The sequence below is a fragment of the Symbiobacterium turbinis genome (genome assembly GCF_055383075.1).
On the sequence record NZ_AP042433.1, the window covers coordinates 2,158,416 to 2,176,922 of the forward strand.

The following is an 18,507-nucleotide window of genomic DNA, read 5'->3' on the forward strand; positions in this document are numbered from 1 at the left end:
AGGTGTACCTGTTATGAAAATGAGACATCGCGTCGCCATCGTCGGCGGTGGCCTGGCCGGTCTGCGGGCGGCCATCGCGGTCCACGACGGCGGCGTTGAAGATGTGGCGATCATCTCCCAGTTGCCTCCGGTCCGGTCGCATTCGGTGGCTGCCGCGGGCGGCATCAACGGCTCGCTGGCCAACCACCCCGACGGGAAGGACGACAATTGGGAGAAGCACGCCTTTGACACGATCAAGGGCTCCGACTACCTGGCCGACCAGGACGCCGCGGAGATGCTGGCGAAGGAAGCGGTGAACGTGATCGTCGAGACGGAGCACTGGGGCTGCCCGTACTCCCGCAACCCCGACGGCACCATCGCCCAGCGGCCCTTCGGCGGCGCCGGCTTCCCCCGCACCTGTTTCGCGGCCGACAAGACCGGCCACGCCCTGCTGCACACCCTGTACCAGCAGGTGCTGAAGCGGGGCATCAAGATCTACCAGGAGTACCTGGTGCTCTCGCTCGCGGTGCAGGACGGCCGGGCCGTGGGCGCCGTCGTGATGGACATCGTCAGCGGCGAGGTCGGCACCGTGCAGGCCGACGCCCTGCTGTTTGCCACGGGCGGGGCCGGGAAGATCTACGCGCACTCCACCAACAATCTCCTCAACACCGGCCTGGGCATGGCCATCGCCTTCTGGGCCGGGGTGCCGCTGAAGGACATGGAGTTCATCCAGTTCCATCCCACCGGCCTCTGGGGAACCAACATCCTCATGACCGAGGGCTGCCGGGGTGAGGGCGGCTACCTGATCAACAACCAGGGCGAGCGGTTCATGTCCAAGTACGCGCCGAAGGCGATGGAGCTGGGCCCCCGCGACATCGTCGCCCGCTCGATCCTCACCGAGATCCTGGAGGGTCGCGGCTTCAACCAAGGCGGCCCCGGAGGCGGCTACGTCCACCTCGACCTGCGCCACCTGGGCGAGGCCAAGATCAACGAGCGGCTGCCTGAGGTGCGGGAGATCTGTAAGAACTTCGCCGGCATCGACCCGGTCTACGATCCCATCCCCGTGCAGCCCAGCCAGCACTACACCATGGGCGGCATCGACGTCAACATCCACGGCGCCTCCCGGCTGAAGGGGCTCTACGCTGCCGGCGAGTGCTGCTGCGTCAGCGTGCACGGCGCCAACCGGCTGGGCGGCAACTCGCTCCTGGACACCATCGTCTGGGGCAAGCTGGCCGGCAACCACATGGCCCAGTTCGTGCAGGACGAGCCGGTGAAGGGCTCCGTCGATGCCGCGCTCGCTGAGGCGCAGGCCAAGGTGGAGAAGCGGTTCCGGGAGCTGTTCGACGCCCCGGGCACCGAGAGCGAGGCCGTCCTGCGGGTCGAGCTGCAGGAGAACATGTTCAACAACATCGGCATCTTCCGCGAGGAAGAGTCGATGAAGGCCGGTCTGGAGAAGGTGCGGGAGCTGCGGCAGCGCTACCGCAACGTGAAGGTGCGGAACACAGGCCGCGTCTACAACATGGAGCTGATTCGGGCCTACGAGCTGGCCGGCATGATCGACGTGGCCGAGGCCATCGCGGCGGGGGCGCTCGCCCGGAAGGAGAGCCGCGGCTCGCATGCCCGGCGCGACTACCCCGAGCGCGACGACGAAAACTTCCTGAAGCACACCCTGGCCTACTACTCGCCGGAGGGCGTGCGGCTGGATTACAGCCCGGTCACCATCACCCGCTACCAGCCGCAGGCGCGGAAGTACTAGAGGGGGGTGTGACAAGAGTCATGAAAGAGTTCAAGCTGCGGGTCTTCCGCTATGACCCTGAAAAGGATGCGCAGCATCACTATCAGACCTGGACGGTGGACTACCGCGAGGGCATGACCGTGCTCGAAGCCCTGCTCTGGGTCTTCGAGAAGAAGGACCCCTCGCTGGCCTTCCGTTACAGCTGCCGCGAGGCGATCTGCGGCTCCTGCGCCATGTACATCTCGGGCCGGTACGCGCTGGCCTGCAAGGTGCAGGTGAAGGACGCCCTCGAGGGCGACACGGTCACGGTCTCACCCCTGCCCCACATGCGGGTGATCAAGGACCTGGTGGTGGACCAGACCAAGTTCTGGGAGAACTACGCCCGGGTGAAGCCCTGGCTGATCAACGACGACCCGGCGCCCGAGCGTGAGCGGCTGCAGAGCCCGGAGGATCGGGCCCGGTACAACATGGAGATCGACTGCATCCTCTGCGGTTCCTGCTTCGCCTCGTGCCCCAGCGGCGTCACCAACGAGGAGTACCTGGGGCCCCACGCCCTGGTCTGGGCAGCCCGGTTCTTCCGGGACAGCCGCGACAAGGGGGACCGGGAGCGGCTGGAGATCGTCGCCAACGAGTACGGCGTGTTCCGCTGCCATACCGTCTTCAACTGCGTCGAGGCCTGCCCCAAGCATCTGAACCCCACCGAGTCGATTCAGGAACTGAAGAAGGCCGCGATGGCTTACAAGCTGGGCCTGATCAAGTAACACGTCTACACCGCCCGCGACGCCGCGCACAAGCGCCCGGCAGAGGGCCAGGAACCAGGCCCACCGCTGCCCCGTTGGCAGTTGGCTGTGGGTCGTGAGCAGTGAGCGGTGAAGCAAGTATTGCGCGGTGAACGGTCGGTAGTGTGTCGTGCGAAAATAGGTGAGGACCGCCGGCGACTTGCTGGCGGTCCTTGTCGCGCGCTCCCCTCGCGGACCCCACGCAGCCCTCCTGACTACAACAGCACCGCCGGCGCCGGCCGGCGGTGCTTGTGTTGATCAACAGGTTCGAGGATTCATCCCCCGTCCATTTCCATACGTACGAGCCTCTCCGCGATGCGCAGGGCCCGGAGCCGGTTGCGCTGCAGGCTGTGTTGCGCGGTTCCGGGGGCGAACCCCGCCTGCGCCTTCTCGGCCTTGCCGATCATCGATGCCAGTGCGCGGAGGGCGTCCTGCAAATCGTCCCGTGTAAGCTGGTTCAGGTCTTGCACGGGAACCCCCTGCATGCCTTCACGTGCGTCCTCGGTCTCCCTGATCATGAGCGCAACCGCAAGGCGGAGCGCTTTGAGGTTGTCACGCAGCATCGTGTCCTGCCAGGATCCCGGCTTCAGCTTCTGCTGCGCTTTCTCCGACTTGCTGATGAGCGAAACGATCGGTCGCAGCGCCTCGTGCAAGTCTTCAGGTGTATATTCGCCCACAGCATCCATCTCCCAGAGGGGGCGTGGGTCCCGCCATCCTGCCGGCCGGCCCCGCCGCCGAAATGAAGTCCCAGTGCAGCCCGATCCTCCGAAACCCGGTAATCAGTCGGCTGCGCCACCTGCCCCGCCGGTCTGCGCACCCTCCAGCGCCAGCCGCAGGGTGTCGCCCCGCAACCCGCAGCGCAGCGCCTCCAGGGCGATCACCTCATCCGGGGCGACGTTCCCCAGGTTCACGTTGGGTCCGAAGCGGGCGATCAGCTCCTGCTGCTGCGCCTTCAGCGGCGCCTCCCACATGACCGCGCCGGGATCCGGCAGTCCAGCGACCAGTTCTTCCAAGATCCCCGGCCTCAGCCGGCCCTCGCCGTCGTAGACGCCGGCGCCCTTCCCCGACTCGCGCCCCTCCAGGATGACCTTGGCGGCCCCCGCTGCCAGGTCCGCCTCGACCTGAGCCCGGGCCGCGGCGGGGTCCAGCTCCCGGGCGCCGTCTTTCTTCCCCACCTCGGTGATCACGGTGAAGCCGAGGGCCCGGGCCGTGCGAATCGCCTGCTCCCGCTCCCGGGGGCAGAGGTCGATGGTGCCGTCGCTCACCTCCACCGTGCGGAAGCCCAGCTCCCACGTGGCCACCAGGAAGGCTTCCAGCCGGCCCTGGAGCACGGCCACCTCGAAAAACGTCCCGCCGGGATAGGGTTCCACGCCCCGGCCGCGAATGAGGGCCACCTTCTCCCGGAGGAGCCGCTCCGGGTAGAGGGCGGCCGTGCCGAAACCCAGCTTGATGAAGTCGATGTACTCACCTGCCAGCTCCAGCAGGGCGCGGGTCTGGCTGAGGCCCAGCCCCTTGTCGATGACCATGGTCTGCCCCGTGCTCCGGGGCTTCCGCGCCCGCTCCTGCAGCGGGGGACGGATCACGCCCGCGTACGCGCGCACCTCCCGACTCACATGCGGCCTCCTCTCCCTGCACGATACGGCCGCGCCGGCAGCCGGCCTGATCCAGTGCAGGGTATGTGCAAGGCGGACCGGGTGTGAGTATGCAGCAGGCAGCGGCCCGGGCCGGGTGCGGACACGCAGCGGGCGGCGGACCGCCGCGGGGCCGGCGCTACCGCCCTGGCGGCCAGGAGCCCTGCATCCTGCGGATCAGGACGATCTGCCCCGTGTGGTAGGCGTCGTGCATCGCCCACGCGGTCAGCGACGCCGCCACCGAACCGATGTCCTTGAGCGGCCGGTCCAGGTCCGCCTCAGACAGGTTCGCAACGGCAGCCTGCAGGTCCTCGGCCACCTGCCGCGCCCTGGCGACGGCGGCCCGCCACCCTTCCTCGTCGTTCGGATCGCCTGCAGGGCCGAAGGTCGCGTCGTTCGCCACAGGCGGCCCGTCCGCCGGAACGCCCGTGATGCGGCCCAGCATGAACGCATTCCAGTAGTTGAGATGGTTCAGGGTCTGCCAGATCGTGTTCCCACCGCCCGGCGGCTGCCAGGCCGCCTCCCTGGCCGTCAGCCCCTGCAGCGCCTGCTCCAGCGGCACGAACCAGGCCTCCCGGTTCCAGCCAAACTCCCGCATCAGCCCCAGCAGTTCCACGCGCCCCTGCATCCCGAACCACTCCCCCCATCAAGGCGACGACGCAGAACGCCGTCACCGCATGCGCCTCTTGAACTCCGCCACGAACCGCTCATCCTCCTCCGGCGTGATGCCGATCGTCCGGCCATCCCGCAGGTGCAGCAGGACAAGCGGCTTCATTCTCGTGCAGTAAAGATGAAGGTTGGGTCCCGCGGCCGGCCAGCGGAAGCGGCCCCAGAGCAGGCTGCCCACCGCGGTGCCGTACAGCCGGATCGGGTAGCCGCTCGGCGAGGCCACCTCCACCCGCTCCACCTCGGAATAGGCGACGTGCACCGGCCGGAAACCGGTGCGGATCGCCAGCCCCTCGGGCCCCAGCTCATAGCGCAGCTTCTGCGGAAAGCCGCCCGCGATACCCGTGGCATACAGCGTCACCACCGCGGCGACCACGACCACCAGAATCGGGATCAGCATGGAGGCGGAGGCCCGTCCCGTGCCGCCCAGGGGCTCGAAGGTGGCCGGCGCCCGCGCCTCCAGCGCGGCGATGAACGCCTCGGGGTCCTCAGGGGTCACGCCGTAGCGGCGGCCGCCGGCGTCAATGACCACCAGCGTGTCCAGCCGGGTCGCGAAGAGCGTGATATCCCCGGTCTCCCTGAAGCTCCAGCGCCCGGTGCGCAGGTTCGACGTGGCCGTGCCGAACTTGCGCACGGCGCCGGAGAGCGTCTCTGGCCTCCAGACCGCGGTGACCGCGTCCAGCGCGATCTCCTCCGTGCTGAAGCCGCTGCGGATCCGCAGGGCATCTGGGGTCACCTGGTACTGCATGTTCATGGCCGACAGCATGCTGCTGCCCACCGCCAGAACGGCCAGCAGCAGCGCCGCCAGGGTGACGAAGTTGATCCCTTTCAGGCCGTGCGAGCGTGCGGGGCGGGGCGGGTAGAACGTCTCGTGCTCCATCATCATCATCCTGCCTCTTCGTGAGTTGACATCGGCTGCCGACGGCTCCGGGACCAGGGAGGCGCAAGACGCTGAAAGAGGTAGCGCTCCAGGTACACATCCCGGAAGCCCAGGCGCAGGTAGAGCCTGCGGCCCATGGCCGTGGGCGTCAGCCCCACGTGGTCGCAGCCCAGCGCCAGCGCGTCGGCGATGCACGACCGCACCACCGCGGTGGCCACGCCCCGGCGCTGAAACGCCGGAAGCGTGCAGAGGTTATAGATGCCGCCCATCTTCCCGCGCGGGTAGAGGGTGCCTCCCCCCACCGGCTGCTGCCCCAGGAAGGCCACGTAGTGCCAGGCCCCCAGGGCGTCGGCCACCTCCACGCCCTTCCGGCCGGCTGCCAGGTAGTCGCCGTCGGTGCCCGGAAAGAAGACCTGGCGCATCACCTGCCAGAACAGCTCGTACTGGCCAGGCAGCAGGCGCACCACCCGCAGGTCCGGACTCTGCGGGGCGGGCAGCGGCGTGCCGTCCCAGACCATCACCGGCACCGTCTCCATGCGGTAGCCCTGTTGCAGCAGGCGATCGGCCAGATCGGCGGGCCGGGTGGCCGGGGTGATCAGGAAGGCCACCTGGGGCAGGCCGTGCTCCTGGAAGAAGGCGCGGGCCGCGGCGACCAGGTCGTCCACCTGGTCGCCGCCCACACGGATGCAGCCGACGTGATTGAAGCGCGGGTAGGGCGCGGAGGGCATGAGGACCCAGCGGGCGCCGAACTGCTCAGAGGTCGACTCCCCCAGGTGCTGCTTCAGGTGCTCCTGGTTCTCCTCCCAGAGTTCGGCCAGAAGGGCGACGTCCATGCGGCTCCCCCCACGGTTGGCACTTTCCGTAAGCAATTCGCCCTCCGCCGCCCGGTTCCCTGGTAGCCCGGACCAACTGCGGATCAGTGCAGGGGTGCGCGGGTTCCCAGCGGCACGTCAGCCGGCGGCTCCCAGGCCGGAATCGTCGCCCCGGTCCGGCCGCCGCCCCCCTCCCGCCGGTCGGGGCCGCGCCCGGCAGCCCCCGCCTCACCCTCCTCCTCGATCAGCCGGTCCGGCCGGATGAGGATGAGCGTCGCCGCCAGCGATGAGGCCAGCATGCCGGCGGAGAACCAGAAGGGCAGGGCCTCGCCGCCCCGCATCAGCGCGCCGTAAAGCGGCGGGCCGAAGGCCACGCCGATGAAGCGCACGGCGCCGTACACCGAGGTGATCATCGCCCGCTGCTCCGACCGCGCTGCCGAGGTGATCAGGTTGTTGAGGCCCGGCAGCTGCAGGCCGGTGCCGATGCCGGCAACGACCAGGCCGGTGTAGAAGGCCCAGTCCACCTGGATAAAGGCGATGAGCACCGTTCCGGCGATGCCCATGATCAGCCCGGTGACCACCGCCGGCTTCAGCAGGGCCTCGTGATTCTGCAGGTAGAGGCCGGCCGAGAAGGACGTGACCGACATGGCCAGCACCGGCCACATGATGCGAACGCCCTTGGGCACGCCGTCGATGCCGTGCACGGTCTCCAGGTGCTCCGACAGGAAGAAGAGGACGCCGAAGAGGACGAACAGGGCCACGGTGCCCGCCCAGAAGCATGCCACCAGGGGCACCCCCTTCCGCCGGAAGATGCCGAGCACCTGCCTGAAGTACTCCCGGGCCGGCGGCGCCTTCTCCCGCCCCGGCTCCCGGGTCAGAAACCAGACTGCGAGGGCGAAGGGGATGGCGAGGACGGCGTAGGCGAAGAAGACAGCCCACCAGACGAAGACCTGGCCGATCAGCGCCCCGATGATCGGCGAGATGACCTTCCCCAGGCCGTTGGAGGCCTCGAAGATTCCCAGGGCCGTCACCCGGCTGCCGCCCCGGAACAGATCGCCGACGAAGGCCATGGCCACCGGGGCCGTTCCGGCCGCGCCGATGCCCTGGATCACCCGGCCGGCCATCACCACCGCAAACCCGCCCGGCCCGAGCAACCAGCCGGCCAGGCCGGAGACGACGCCCCCGATCCCGTAGATGATGAGGCTGGGCACCACCACCAGCTTCCGCCCGTACCGGTCGGCCAGGAAGCCGGCCACGGCGATGGCGATACCCGCCGAAAGCGAGAAAGCGGTGACCGCCAGCCCCGTGGTCGCCTTGCTGAGGCCCATCACCCTGCCCATGTCGGGCAGCACCGGGATGAGCATGGAGTTGCCCAGAACCATGATCAGCGGAACGGTGCAGAGCGCCGCCAGCTGGAGCCAGCGGTTCGGCCCGGCTGGCACGCTCTGCTGCGGGCGGTTCGGCCCCGCCGGCGCGTTCGACTGCCCCACCGCAAAATCCCTCCCTGTGCCGTTCAGGCTTAGCGTCCCCGAACCGCCTGCGTGTGACACCCCCCAGGCATTTTTGGCCCGGGCGGTCGATAGAATCGCAACGGGAGGGATGTCCATGCCGGGCGATCGGGTAATCCTCCTCAGCCTGATGGCCCTGGGGGTGGCGGCGCGCAACTCGCTCATCGTCACCTCGGCGGGCGTCGTGCTCATCATGCGCGTCCTGGGCCTCGACCGCTTCTTCCCGCTGCTGGAGCGGCGCGGCCTCGAGGCGGGGCTGATCTTTCTCCTGATCGCCGTCCTCGTGCCCTTTGCCACCGGCGAGGTAGGCTGGGCCGAGATCCGGCAATCCTTCACGTCGTGGAGCGGGCTGGCGGCCATTCTGGGCGGCATCATCGCCGCGGTGCTCAGCGGCTACGGCGTGACCCTGCTGCAGGTGAAGCCCGAGATCATCGTCGGCATGGTGGTGGGCACGATTTTGGGCGTCGTGCTTTTCAAGGGCATCCCGGTCGGGCCCTTGGCGGCCGCGGGCTTCACCGCCATCCTGCTGGCGCTGGTGCGCTGGCACTGAGGGGGCGCGGAGGTGGAAGAAAGGCTCATCTGGGGGATGCGGCTGGCCCGGATGCTCTCGGCCTGCATCGAGGTCTTCGCCGCGCTGATGCTGCTCCGCATGGCCGACCCCAGGGCGATGCTCCGGCTCAACTCGCTACTGGGGCTGGTAGGGCCCGCCATCTTCATCACCGTCAGCGCGCTGGGGCTGGCCGCCAGCCTCGGCCGGCTGCAGCCCGGCCGCGTGCTGGTGGTGCTTCTGGGCATCGCGCTGGTGGTCTGGGGGACGCGGTGAGGAGTCGGTGAAGGAATCCGCCCGCGGGCGACGTCAAACCGGGTGAACGGTCCGGGCTGAGACGCACGCGAAGGAGGATTCCCCGCATGAACACACAGCCCCGCAGGGTCGGCCGCATCACCGTGGCCATCGGCTTCGTGGCCGTCGGCTCTGCCCTTCTCGTAGATAACCTGGGGGCCGCAGGCCCCGTTTACACGAACCTGCTCCTGCGGCTCTGGCCTCTGTTCCTGGTTGGCTTCGGCCTGGAGTTCCTGATCACCGCGCTGCTGGACCGGGCTGGCGAAGGCCGGCCCGTGCGGTTTGAGGCCGGCGGCGCCCTACTCCTGGGCGGCGCCCTCGCCCTGGCATCGGTGGTCAGCGCGTTCTCCGGGTTCGGCCCCGGCGGCGGGCAGCCCAGCAACGTGCCGCCCGAGACGGCGGTCCGGTCGGTGCCGGCGGCGGGCGCCCGGGCCCTCACCGTCAACGTCGACGTGGGGCGGGTGCACCTCACCGCGCACGACGCTCCTGAAGTGCGGGTGGAGGCCGAGTACGGGTTCCTCGGCGTGGTGCCGCCCGCCTGGGCCGGGCTCGCAGGCGAGTTCGATCTCACCGTTGAGGGCGGCGAAACGATCCGGGTCATCGGCCGGGCGCCGGCGGAGAACCCGCCCATGGGGCTCAGCCTCGGCACGCTGCAGGCCGGCTACCGGATCTACGCCCCGGCCGGGCTTGCTGTGCACGTGCGCTCGGGCGTGGGTTCCATCAACGTCGAGAACTACGACGGCGACCTGGAGCTCAGCACCAACGCCGGCGGCATCGTCGTGGAGGACAGCGCCGGCACCCTGAAGGCCGAGACCGGCTCAGGCAGCGTTCATATCGCCCGCTTCACCGGCGCTGTCACGGCCGCCACCAACGCCGGACCCGTCACCGCGAAGGCGGTGGCCGGCGACCTGACGATCCGCAGCGGCACCGGCGTCATCACGGTGGAGGAGCACCTGGGCCCCGGCCTCACCGCCGAGACCCGCACCGGCTCCATCCACGCCCGGGTGGAGGAGCCCCCGCAGGGGCCCATCGTCATGCGCACGGGCGCGGGCTCCGTGACCCTCTCGCTGCCCGATGAGTCCGACGTCACCATCACCGCCACCACCCGCTCGGGCTCGATCACCGGCCTGGGCGCGAGCGACAGGCCGGGACCGGCCCGCACGGCCTCGCGCACCCTCGGCGCCGGCACCCACCCAGTCAGGCTGGAGGCCAGCACCGGCTCCATTCATGTAAGTACGCACTAGGTTTCCGCCGCCCCGCCAGAGGGTCAACGGCCCCGCGCACCCCGCTCGTGCCAGCGGTCCTGCAGCCGCATCCCGGTGAGCAGGGTCCCGGCCACGGCGAAGCGCAGCGGCTCCGGCGGCGCCGGCACGGCCCGCCGGTCCACGAAGAAGACGTCGGTCAGGTCCGTCTGCCGCCCGAGGGCCAGGTCGGCCAGGGTCGCCCCGTTCAGGTTGGCGAGCGAGACGCCGTGGCCCATGCAGCCCACGCTGAAGAGCATGTTGGGGCCGACCCGGCCGATCAGCGGCGCCAGATCCAGGGTCGCGGAGATCGGCCCGCCCCAGTGGTGTGTGAAGCGGATCCCCGCGAGCGCCGGGAAGATCCGCTTCACGGCTTCCTGCAGGCGCTGCTGCACGGCTGTGTTCCGGTCGCGGCCGTCCTGGCTGCCCCAGTAGTAGAGCGCGTCGTGGCCGCCCATGAGCAGCCGGTTGTCGCGGGTGAGCCGGAAGTAGTGGATGAGGTTCCGGCCGTCCTCGAGTCCCTGCCGCCGCTGCCAGCCGATGGCGGCGATCTGCTCCGGCGAGAGGGGCTCGGTGAGGACGATGTACGTGTGGACGGGCAGCTGCCTGCTGCGCAGGGGTCGGAGCCGGGCCGAGTAGGCGTTGGTGGCGAAGATGACCTTCTCGGCGGCGACCGCGCCGCCGGGGGTGCGGACCCGCACCCGGGGGCCGGGCACGACCTCCAAGACCGGCGACCGCTCGTAGATCTCGGCCCCGGCCTGCTGAGCCGCCCGGGCGAGCCCCCGCACCAGCTTGGCCGGGTTCAGCAGCGCGCAATGCCGGTCCAGCCGGCCGCCGCAGAACAGCGGCGAGTTCACCTGCGCCCGCACCTCGTCGGCCTCCAGCCACTCGGTCTCGTGGAGGCCGGCCCTGCGGGCCAGTTCCATCTCCCGGAGCAGCCGGCGCCGCTGGGCCGGATTTGTCGCCACGGTGAGGAGGCCGTTCTCCTCGTAGTCGCAGTCGATCTGGTGCTCGGCCACCCTGCGCCGGACCAGGTCCACCGCCCGCACCATGTACTCGTCCGCCTCCCTGAGCCGGGCCGCGCCGAACCGCCACAGGGTCACCTCCGGCGCAAGGCCGAACAGCGTCATGCTGAACCCCGCGTTGCGGCCGCTGGCGCCGAAACCCACGACCTCAGACTCCAGCACCAGCGCCCGCAGGCCGGGTGCCTTTTCCTTTAAGTGGAGCGCGGCCGAAACGCCGGTGAAGCCGCCGCCGACGATGCAGACATCCGCCGTATGCTCGCCCTCCAGGGGCGGCCGCTCCTGGTACTCCCCGGCCGTCTCCAGCCAGAAGCTCTTCTCCCGGTAGCCCACGGCCCCGCCTCCCTGCAGCCAGATTAGTATGAAGATATTATAAACCACCGCAGCTTATTTGCGGTGTTCAGTTGATCAGGGCCGCATGCGGGACCGGGGCGCAGAAGATGGGCGCGCCACGGAGAAACTGAGAGGTAGCCGTCGGGGAACGCGCGCCGTATCGCTGTCCAAATGGTTGCAGCGGATATTTGGGTATAGAAATTTGCCGGGTTCTACGGCATAATAACCCACTGATGGGTGGCTGCATTCCCGAGTTACCCGATCAGGCTATCGGGAATCGGCCGCCTGAGATCCCAAAACCCGGAACGCAAGCGAGGTGCCATGACGTTGAAGAAGAGAGTGCTTCCGCTCCTGCTGGCGCTCAGCCTGGCCGTGCTCTCCGCCTGCGGCGGCGGCGCCAACAATCAGAACCAGAATCAGAACCAGCAGAACGGCGGGCAGACGGCGGCGCCTGAGCAGGTGATCACCATCGCCCACAGCGGCGACCCCACCACCCTCGACCCCCACAAGAGCTTCAACGGGTACGTCTTCACCGTGACCAACCAGATCTACGAGACGCTGCTCTACCGCGCGGCCGACGGCTCCCTGCAGCCGCGGCTCGCCACCGAGTGGACCCCCGTGGACGAGACGACCTGGGAGTTCAAGCTCCGGGAGGGCGTCAAGTTCAGCGACGGCACCCCGTTCAATGCTGAGGCGGTCAAGTTCAGCCTGGAGCGGCTGGCCGACCCCGAGACCAAGGGCCCCGGTGCGTTCATCGTCAACATGATCGAGGAGATCACCGTGGTCGATGACCACACCGTGCACATCCGCACCGAGGTGCCCTTCACCCCGCTCCTGGCCCACCTCTCGCACCCCGTCACCGCCATCGTGAGCCCGACGGCGGCGGCCGGCGACCTCGCCAAGGAGCCCGCGGGCACCGGCCCCTTCCTCCTGGAGGACTGGAAGGCCGGCGACTCCGTGACCCTGAAGGCCAACCCCGATTACTGGGGCGGCAAGCCCAGGCTGGAGCGGGTCGTCCTGCGGGTGATCCCCGAGGCCGGCACCCAGCTCACCGAACTGAAGGCCGGCACCGTCGACCTGATCACCGGCGTGCAGCCCGAGCGCTTCGACGAGATCGAGAGCGACCCGCAGCTCTCGGCCACCAAGTTCCTGGGCTGGGGCTCCATGTTCCTGGGCTTCAACATGAAGGAGGGCCCGCTCGCCACGCCTGAGGTGCGGCAGGCCATCGCCATGGCCATCGACCGGCAGGGCATCGTCGACACCCTGCGGCAGGGCATGGCCCAGTTCGGCAACTCCCTGGTGCCCCCCACCGTCTTCGGCTCGGTCGAGAACCTGAATGGTCCGGAGTACGACCCCGAAGGCGCGAAGGCCCTCCTGGCCGAGGCCGGCGTGACCACCCCGCTGAAGCTGACCCTGAACACCTTCGAGGGGGCGGAGACCCAGCAGATCGCCCAGGCGATTCAGGCGCAGCTCAGCCAGATCGGCATCGACCTTGAGGTGGTCGTCACCGACTACGGCGCGTTCGCGGAGGCCATCGCGCAGGACGACCACGGGCTGTGGCTCTCCTCCTGGGGCACCGTCACCATGGACGCCGACTACACCCTGTGGGCCCTGCTGCACTCGCAGCAGCACGGGGCCGACAACAAGGCCTTCTACGCCAACCCGCAGGTGGACCAGTGGCTGGAGGAGGCCCGCCTGACCCCGGACGACGCCCAGCGGCAGGCGCTCTACCGGCAGATTCAGGAGCAGGTGATGGCGGACCTGCCCTACCTGAACCTGTACTACCCGCTCTCCTCCTACGCCAAGAATGACCGCCTGCAGGGCGAGGTCTTCCCCTTCGCCGCCATCAACCTCGATCTGCGCCAGGCCGAGGTGAAGTAGCGCCCATGCTGCGCTATGCGGCACGCCGGCTCCTGCTGGTGCTGCCCGTGCTGCTGGGGGTGACCCTGCTGGTCTTCCTCCTCTTCTACCTGACCCCCGGCGACCCGACCCGCGCGATTCTGGGCCAGGAGGCGCAGGGGCTCTCGGTGGAAGACATCGAGCAGCTGCGGCACCAGCTGGGGCTCGACCGCCCCTGGTATGAGCAGTACCTGGACTTCCTGGGCAACGCGGTGCGGGGCGACCTGGGCCGCACGTTCCGGGGCGACCGGCCGGTGGCCGGCGAGATCGCGGCCCGCTTTCCCACCACCCTGCGGCTCACGGTGATCTCCCTCACCGTGGCCGCGGTGGTGGGCATTCCGCTGGGCGTCGTCGGGGCGGTCCGGCGGAACCGGTGGGCCGACCACCTGGTCATGCTCATCGCCCTGCTGGGGGTCAGCATGCCCACCTTCTGGGTGGGCATCATGCTGATGCAGCTCTTCGCCCTGGAGCTCCGGCTCCTGCCCCCCTCGGGCACCGGCACCTGGCGGCACATGGTGCTGCCGGCGGCCACGGTGGCGCTGGCCTCCATCGCCTTCATCGCCCGCATGACCCGCTCATCGCTCATCGAGGCCCTGCGGGAGGACTACATCCGCACGGCCCGCGCCAAGGGCGTGGCAGAGCGGATGGTGGTGTTCCGCCACGCCCTGCGCAACGCCTTCATCCCGGTGCTCACCACCCTGGGGCTGGAGTTCGGCAGCCTGCTGGGCGGCGCCGTGGTGGTGGAGTCGGTCTTCAGCCTGCCCGGCCTCGGCCGGCTGACGGTGGACGCCATCAAGGGGCGGGACCTGCCGCTGATCCAGGGGTCCATCCTGTTCGTGGCGGTGGTCTTCAGCCTGGTGAACCTGATCGTCGACTTGGGGTACGCGGGGCTGGACCCGCGGATACGCTATGACTAGTTGGCGGCGCTTCGCGCGCAACCGGCTGGCCGTGGCCGGGCTGGCGGTTTTCCTCCTGCTCGTGCTCTCGGCCCTGTTGGCTCCCTACCTGGCCCCCCACGACCCGAACCTGCAGGACTGGAAGATTCGCCTGCAGCCGCCCTCCGCCGAGCACCCCTTCGGCACCGACGAGTTCGGCCGCGACCTGCTCTCCCGCACGCTCTACGGCGGCCGGGTGAGCCTGGTGGCGGGCATCGTGCCGGTGGTCATCGGCGCCAGCGCCGGCACCCTGATCGGCCTGGTGGCCGGCTACATGGGCGGCCGGTGGGACCAGGTCCTGATGCGGCTCCTGGACGTACTGCTGGCCTTCCCGATGATCTTCCTGGCCCTGGCCATCGTGGGCACCCTGGGCCCCGGCCTGCTCAACGCCATGCTGGCCGTGGCGGTGGTCTCGCTGCCAGGCTACGCCCGGCTGGTGCGGGGGCAGGTGCTCACCTTGCGGGAGCGGGACTACGTGGTGGCCGCGCAGGCGGCCGGCGCCACGCACGGGCGCGTGCTGCTGCGCCACCTGCTGCCCAACATCCTGAGCCCCCTGCTGGTGCAGGCGACGCTGTCGGTGGGCTCGGCGATCCTCACCACGGCCTCGCTCTCCTTCCTGGGCCTCGGCACCCAGCCGCCCACGTCGGACTGGGGCGAGATGCTCGCCTCGGGCCGGCAGTACCTGCCGGAGGCCTGGTGGCTGGGGGTCTTCCCCGGCCTCTTCGTGATGCTGGCGGTGCTCTCGGTGAACCTGCTGGGCGACGGGCTCCGGGACTACTTTGATCCGAAGGCGAAGAACGAACGATAGGCCAGATATGTCGAGCGGGGCTGTCCACCGGTGAACCCGGGGCAGCCCCGCCGAATTCTGCCCTGACCGCGCTCCGCTGCGCGTCAACACTGCTGGGCGCTACGTCGAATGGTACGGGAGTTCGTCGCCCGGGGCGCTCCTCCTGCACCGCCGGCCGGAAAGAGCCCGCGGCCACGAAGCTGGCAGGGCAGGCCCCCGGGTATCTGTGTCAGGAAAGGAAAGATGTCCATGCGCTTTGATGGAAGGGTCGTCGCCGTGACCGGCGCAGCCCGTGGCATCGGCCGGGCCATCGCCCGGGCCTTCGCCGCTGAAGGGGCCCGGGTGCTGGGGGCCGACGTGGATCCGTCGCCCGTGGAGGGCGTCGAAATGCACCGCTGCGACGTGTCGGACGAGGGGCAGGTGCGGCGCTTCTTGGATCACGTGGGCCCCGTGCTGCACGTGCTGGTGAACAACGCCGGCATCTCGGAGTTCGGCGACCTGGAATCCACCCCGGTGGCCCTCTTCGACCGGGTGATCGCAGTCAACTTACGGGGAACCTACCTCATGTCCCGGTTCGCCGCGCCCCTCCTCCGCGCGGCCGGCCAGGGGGCGATCATCAACATCGCCTCCACCCGCGCCCTCATGTCCGAGCCCAACACCGAGGCCTACTCTGCCAGCAAGGGCGGCATCCTGGCCCTCACCCACGCCCTGGCGATCACGCTGGGGCCCGCGGTGCGGGTGAACGCCATCCTGCCGGGCTGGATCGACGTCGACGGCGAGGAACTCCGGCCGGAAGATCCCGCCCAACACCCGGTGGGGCGGGTGGGGCGGCCCGAGGACGTCGCCCAGGCGGCGCTCTTCCTGGCCGACCCGGCCCGGTCGGGGTTCATGACCGGGCAGCAGCTGGTGCTGGACGGGGGCATGACGCGGAAGATGATCTACGTGGACTAGAGCGGCCGGCGGCTCACCGGCGCCGGCGCAGGTGCAGGACGCCGGGTTTGGCGGGGAAGGGAACAAATTTTCTCCATTGGCGAGCAGGAGTTCGCCTCTGCCTGGAGAATATACCCAGCGACTCCAGACGATGGTCGGTCCCGACACAGCCCGAGCCGTCCCGCCGGGGAACGAGGCCGTGCCCGCCGACCACCCCGCCACCCATGAGGAAAGGGAGGAGTGTCCCCGATGACCAGACACCGGTGCACCTGGGCCACCACCCCGCTGCTGGTCGCCTACCACGACGCCGAGTGGGGCGTGCCCGCCCGCGATGACCGGACCCTGTTTGAGTTCCTGGTGCTGGAGACCGCTCAGGCCGGCCTGAGCTGGTCCACCATCCTGCAGCGGCGTGAGGGCTATCGCCGGGCCTTCGCCGGGTTTGACCCGGAGCGGGTGGCCCGCTTCGGCCCCCGGGAGATCGCGGCCCTTCTGGAGGACGCGTCCATCATCCGCAACCGGCGCAAGATTGAGGCGGCGGTCCAGAACGCCCGGGCCTTCCTCCAGGTTCAGGCTGAGTTTGGCACCTTTGCCGCGTACATCTGGGGTTTCGTGGACGGGGAACCCCGGGTCAACCACTGGCGCTCGCCGGCGGACGTCCCGTCCAGCAGCCCCGAGTCGGTGGCGATGAGCCGCGACCTGCGGCAGCGGGGCTTCACCTTCGTGGGCCCCACGATCTGCTACGCCTACATGCAGGCCGTCGGCATGGTCAACGACCACCTGGTGGACTGCTTCCGGCACGCGGAACTGGCAGGGTCCCTGACCGGAGCGGCCCCCCGCCCGTGAGGCAATAGAAAATCCCCCTGGACACACGTCGCCAGGGGGCACAGTTCCCTTTGCACGTCGCCAGGGGGCACAGTTCCCTTTGCACGTCGCCAGGGGGCACAGTTCCCTTTACACGTCGCCAGGGGGCACAGTTCCCTTTACACGTCGCCAGGGGGCGCAGTTCCCTTACGATTTCGCCGTGGGGATCAGGGTGCCCTTCGGCCCGATGGCCAGCTTCAGCTCCTTCAGCCGTCGGTTCAGGATGCCACCGACCCTGCCTGACTCGGCGGCGGTCAGTTCGGCCCAGCCGGCCCGGGCGATCTTCTCGGCCAGCCCCAGCTCCTGCGCGATCTCCAGTTTCAACCTGTCCAGCGGGGTCAGCTCCTTCGGCTTCTTCTGCCGGCCCTTGCCCGCCGGGGCCTTCGCTTTCTTCTGCATGTCGCTCCCTCCCGCCCCTAGCTTGAGCGCAGATGGCTTTTCATAAACGAACGAGAAGGAATCTCAGCAGGCGAACCCGAATATGCACAGATGCATATACCGAAATGAATAGACTTTCGTGAGCATTGGGGGCAGAATGACGCGATGACCATACATCTGCTTGGCTTCCCCACCACGCTGGGGCTGCCGCGCAACGCCGTCCGACACGCACCGGAAGCCCTGCGCGCGTCGGGGCTGCTGGCCTACCTCAGGCAGCTGGACAGCCAGGTGATCGACCACGGCGACATGGCCTTGCCGCCCGGACTCCAGTCTGATCCCGTTCCCGCGCGCATCGCGAAAGTGGTGGACGCCGCCCGCCGTCAGCAGGCGCACTGGCAGCGCGTCGCCCGCCCGGGCGATCTGCTGCTGACCATCGGGGGCGACCACTCCACCTCCCTTGGAACCATCATGGCCCTCGCCGCGATGGGCCACGACTTCGATGTGGTCTGGGTCGACGCCCACGGCGACTTCAACACCATCGCCACATCGCCCTCGGGCAACCCGCACGGCATGGTGCTTTCCCTGGCTGCCGGCCTCCTGCCCGAGGCGCTCCCCCGGATCATCCGGCCGGAGCAGCTCCGCCTGTGGGGCATCCGCGACCTGGATCCCGGCGAGCGGCGGCTGCTCACCGAGGCGCGGGTCGAGGTGCTCTCTCCCGCCGAGGTCCGCGCGCGGCGCGCGGAACTCCTCGCCGGCCTGAAGCCCAACCTGTTCCTCTCGTTTGACATTGACTCGGTGGACCCCGCGGAGGCCCCCGGCACCATGACGCCCGTTCCCGGCGGCTTCAGCCGGGATGAGGCCGTCGCGCTGGTGGCCGACATCGTGCGGGGGCGCAACCTGCTGGCCCTGGACGTGGTGGAGTATCACCCCGACCGCGACGCGGGCGGCGTAACCGAGCGGCTGGCCCACGCGGTGCTGCGGGCGGCGCTGGACGCGTGGCGCTGTCAGCCCTCGAACTGCTCAGGCAGCCCGTATTCCTCCAGGTCGGCGGCGGACAGCAGCCCTTCGGCCTGCGCCTCCCGCACCAGCCGGTTGTACTCCCCCTGAAAGCGGCTCAGGTCCCTGTCGTAGTTGAGGGACTGGGGCTCGATCTCCATCGGCAGCCGCTCAGGCAGGTGCGCCATCCGCTCCGCGGTCTGGTGCACCTGGTCGTGGAGCATCTGCAACCGCGCCAGGATCTCCTTCCGTCTCACGTGCATCGCCTCCTTGCCTTGGAGGCTATTCTGCCCA

At 69.3% G+C, this 18,507-nt stretch carries 20 protein-coding genes; 11 read left to right on the plus strand and 9 right to left on the minus strand.

Features of this window, described 5'->3' with window-relative positions:
* Positions 1–13: 13 nt before the first annotated feature.
* Both ACZ45O_RS10275 and ACZ45O_RS10280 read left to right on the plus strand, forming a co-directional pair.
* Complete coding sequence (locus ACZ45O_RS10275) at positions 14–1,735, plus strand: FAD-binding protein (protein WP_464852756.1); 1,722 nt, start codon at positions 14–16, stop codon at positions 1,733–1,735.
* A 20-nt stretch (positions 1,736–1,755) separates the two neighbouring features.
* Positions 1,756–2,475, plus strand: coding sequence for a succinate dehydrogenase/fumarate reductase iron-sulfur subunit (locus ACZ45O_RS10280; RefSeq protein WP_464852758.1), 720 nt, complete (start codon positions 1,756–1,758; stop codon positions 2,473–2,475).
* A gap of 293 nt (positions 2,476–2,768) precedes the next feature.
* Here the strand turns inward: ACZ45O_RS10280 and ACZ45O_RS10285 are convergent, their stop codons facing one another.
* The 6 genes from ACZ45O_RS10285 to ACZ45O_RS10310 all read right to left on the minus strand — a co-directional run bounded on the left by ACZ45O_RS10285 (position 2,769) and on the right by ACZ45O_RS10310 (position 7,972).
* Positions 2,769–3,170 (minus strand): hypothetical protein, encoded by a 402-nt coding sequence (locus ACZ45O_RS10285; protein WP_464852760.1) that lies wholly within the window; start codon positions 3,168–3,170, stop codon positions 2,769–2,771.
* Positions 3,171–3,272: 102 nt separating this feature from the next.
* Positions 3,273–4,106, minus strand: coding sequence for a phosphosulfolactate synthase (gene comA / locus ACZ45O_RS10290; protein WP_464852761.1), 834 nt, complete (start codon positions 4,104–4,106; stop codon positions 3,273–3,275).
* 157 nt (positions 4,107–4,263) lie between these two features.
* A complete protein-coding gene (locus tag ACZ45O_RS10295; protein WP_464852763.1) occupies positions 4,264–4,752 on the minus strand; it encodes a DinB family protein in 489 nt (162 codons plus the stop codon).
* Positions 4,753–4,794: 42 nt separating this feature from the next.
* Positions 4,795–5,676, minus strand: coding sequence for a PH domain-containing protein (locus ACZ45O_RS10300; protein ID WP_464852765.1), 882 nt, complete (start codon positions 5,674–5,676; stop codon positions 4,795–4,797).
* A complete protein-coding gene (locus ACZ45O_RS10305) occupies positions 5,676–6,503 on the minus strand; it encodes a GNAT family N-acetyltransferase (protein ID WP_464852766.1) in 828 nt (275 codons plus the stop codon). Before ACZ45O_RS10305 ends, ACZ45O_RS10300 begins: the two co-directional genes overlap by 1 nt.
* A gap of 83 nt (positions 6,504–6,586) precedes the next feature.
* Entirely contained in the window at positions 6,587–7,972 is a 1,386-nt protein-coding gene (locus ACZ45O_RS10310; RefSeq protein WP_464852767.1) for an MFS transporter, read from the minus strand.
* A gap of 115 nt (positions 7,973–8,087) precedes the next feature.
* Here ACZ45O_RS10310 and ACZ45O_RS10315 point away from each other — a divergent pair, with 115 nt between their 5' ends.
* The 3 genes from ACZ45O_RS10315 (at position 8,088) to ACZ45O_RS10325 (ending at position 10,075) form a co-directional block, all read left to right on the plus strand.
* Entirely contained in the window at positions 8,088–8,540 is a 453-nt protein-coding gene (locus ACZ45O_RS10315; RefSeq protein WP_464852768.1) for a DUF441 domain-containing protein, read from the plus strand.
* Between the two features lie 12 nt (positions 8,541–8,552).
* Positions 8,553–8,813: a YqhV family protein gene (locus ACZ45O_RS10320; protein WP_464852770.1), complete on the plus strand. Its 261-nt coding sequence runs from the start codon at positions 8,553–8,555 to the stop codon at positions 8,811–8,813.
* A gap of 86 nt (positions 8,814–8,899) precedes the next feature.
* Positions 8,900–10,075, plus strand: coding sequence for a DUF4097 family beta strand repeat-containing protein (locus tag ACZ45O_RS10325; RefSeq protein ID WP_464852772.1), 1,176 nt, complete (start codon positions 8,900–8,902; stop codon positions 10,073–10,075).
* A gap of 23 nt (positions 10,076–10,098) precedes the next feature.
* Here the strand turns inward: ACZ45O_RS10325 and ACZ45O_RS10330 are convergent, their stop codons facing one another.
* Positions 10,099–11,427, minus strand: a complete 1,329-nt coding sequence (locus ACZ45O_RS10330) for an NAD(P)/FAD-dependent oxidoreductase (RefSeq protein WP_464852773.1) — start codon at positions 11,425–11,427, stop codon at positions 10,099–10,101.
* A 327-nt stretch (positions 11,428–11,754) separates the two neighbouring features.
* Between ACZ45O_RS10330 and ACZ45O_RS10335 the strand changes: the two genes are divergently transcribed.
* From ACZ45O_RS10335 to ACZ45O_RS10355, 5 genes are all read left to right on the plus strand, one after another.
* On the plus strand, positions 11,755–13,308 hold the full coding sequence (locus ACZ45O_RS10335) for a glutathione ABC transporter substrate-binding protein (protein ID WP_464852774.1): 1,554 nt from the start codon (positions 11,755–11,757) through the stop codon (positions 13,306–13,308).
* A 5-nt stretch (positions 13,309–13,313) separates the two neighbouring features.
* Positions 13,314–14,243: a nickel ABC transporter permease gene (gene nikB / locus ACZ45O_RS10340; RefSeq protein ID WP_464852776.1), complete on the plus strand. Its 930-nt coding sequence runs from the start codon at positions 13,314–13,316 to the stop codon at positions 14,241–14,243.
* Positions 14,236–15,069 carry a nickel transporter permease gene (gene nikC, locus ACZ45O_RS10345; protein ID WP_464852778.1) on the plus strand — a complete coding sequence of 278 codons (834 nt, stop codon included), beginning with the start codon at positions 14,236–14,238 and terminating at the stop codon, positions 15,067–15,069. The genes nikB and nikC overlap by 8 nt, the downstream gene beginning before the upstream one ends.
* A gap of 228 nt (positions 15,070–15,297) precedes the next feature.
* Positions 15,298–15,999, plus strand: a complete 702-nt coding sequence (locus ACZ45O_RS10350; protein WP_464852780.1) for an SDR family oxidoreductase — start codon at positions 15,298–15,300, stop codon at positions 15,997–15,999.
* A gap of 228 nt (positions 16,000–16,227) precedes the next feature.
* Entirely contained in the window at positions 16,228–16,821 is a 594-nt protein-coding gene (locus ACZ45O_RS10355; RefSeq protein ID WP_464852782.1) for a DNA-3-methyladenine glycosylase I, read from the plus strand.
* 165 nt (positions 16,822–16,986) lie between these two features.
* Here ACZ45O_RS10355 and ACZ45O_RS10360 read toward each other — a convergent pair whose 3' ends face one another.
* Positions 16,987–17,238 (minus strand): small, acid-soluble spore protein, alpha/beta type, encoded by a 252-nt coding sequence (locus ACZ45O_RS10360; protein ID WP_464852784.1) that lies wholly within the window; start codon positions 17,236–17,238, stop codon positions 16,987–16,989.
* A gap of 144 nt (positions 17,239–17,382) precedes the next feature.
* On the opposite strand from ACZ45O_RS10360, the gene ACZ45O_RS10365 reads away from it, so the two are divergent.
* Positions 17,383–18,324: an arginase gene (locus ACZ45O_RS10365; RefSeq protein ID WP_464852786.1), complete on the plus strand. Its 942-nt coding sequence runs from the start codon at positions 17,383–17,385 to the stop codon at positions 18,322–18,324.
* Here ACZ45O_RS10365 and ACZ45O_RS10370 read toward each other — a convergent pair.
* Positions 18,222–18,470, minus strand: coding sequence for a hypothetical protein (locus ACZ45O_RS10370; protein ID WP_464852788.1), 249 nt, complete (start codon positions 18,468–18,470; stop codon positions 18,222–18,224). The genes ACZ45O_RS10365 and ACZ45O_RS10370 overlap by 103 nt on opposite strands.
* Between the last annotated feature and the right edge of the window lie 37 nt (positions 18,471–18,507).

Coding starts and splice junctions, on each gene's coding strand:
- ACZ45O_RS10275 (WP_464852756.1), top strand. CDS start 14: ATGAAAATGAGACATCGCGTCGCCATCGTCGGCGGTGGCCTGGCCGGT.
- ACZ45O_RS10280 (WP_464852758.1), top strand. CDS start 1,756: ATGAAAGAGTTCAAGCTGCGGGTCTTCCGCTATGACCCTGAAAAGGAT.
- ACZ45O_RS10295 (WP_464852763.1), bottom strand. CDS start 4,752: ATGCAGGGGCGCGTGGAACTGCTGGGGCTGATGCGGGAGTTTGGCTGG.
- ACZ45O_RS10300 (WP_464852765.1), bottom strand. CDS start 5,676: ATGATGATGGAGCACGAGACGTTCTACCCGCCCCGCCCCGCACGCTCG.
- ACZ45O_RS10305 (WP_464852766.1), bottom strand. CDS start 6,503: ATGGACGTCGCCCTTCTGGCCGAACTCTGGGAGGAGAACCAGGAGCAC.
- ACZ45O_RS10315 (WP_464852768.1), top strand. CDS start 8,088: ATGCCGGGCGATCGGGTAATCCTCCTCAGCCTGATGGCCCTGGGGGTG.
- ACZ45O_RS10325 (WP_464852772.1), top strand. CDS start 8,900: ATGAACACACAGCCCCGCAGGGTCGGCCGCATCACCGTGGCCATCGGC.
- nikB (WP_464852776.1), top strand. CDS start 13,314: ATGCTGCGCTATGCGGCACGCCGGCTCCTGCTGGTGCTGCCCGTGCTG.
- nikC (WP_464852778.1), top strand. CDS start 14,236: ATGACTAGTTGGCGGCGCTTCGCGCGCAACCGGCTGGCCGTGGCCGGG.
- ACZ45O_RS10350 (WP_464852780.1), top strand. CDS start 15,298: ATGCGCTTTGATGGAAGGGTCGTCGCCGTGACCGGCGCAGCCCGTGGC.
- ACZ45O_RS10355 (WP_464852782.1), top strand. CDS start 16,228: ATGACCAGACACCGGTGCACCTGGGCCACCACCCCGCTGCTGGTCGCC.
- ACZ45O_RS10360 (WP_464852784.1), bottom strand. CDS start 17,238: ATGCAGAAGAAAGCGAAGGCCCCGGCGGGCAAGGGCCGGCAGAAGAAG.
- ACZ45O_RS10365 (WP_464852786.1), top strand. CDS start 17,383: ATGACCATACATCTGCTTGGCTTCCCCACCACGCTGGGGCTGCCGCGC.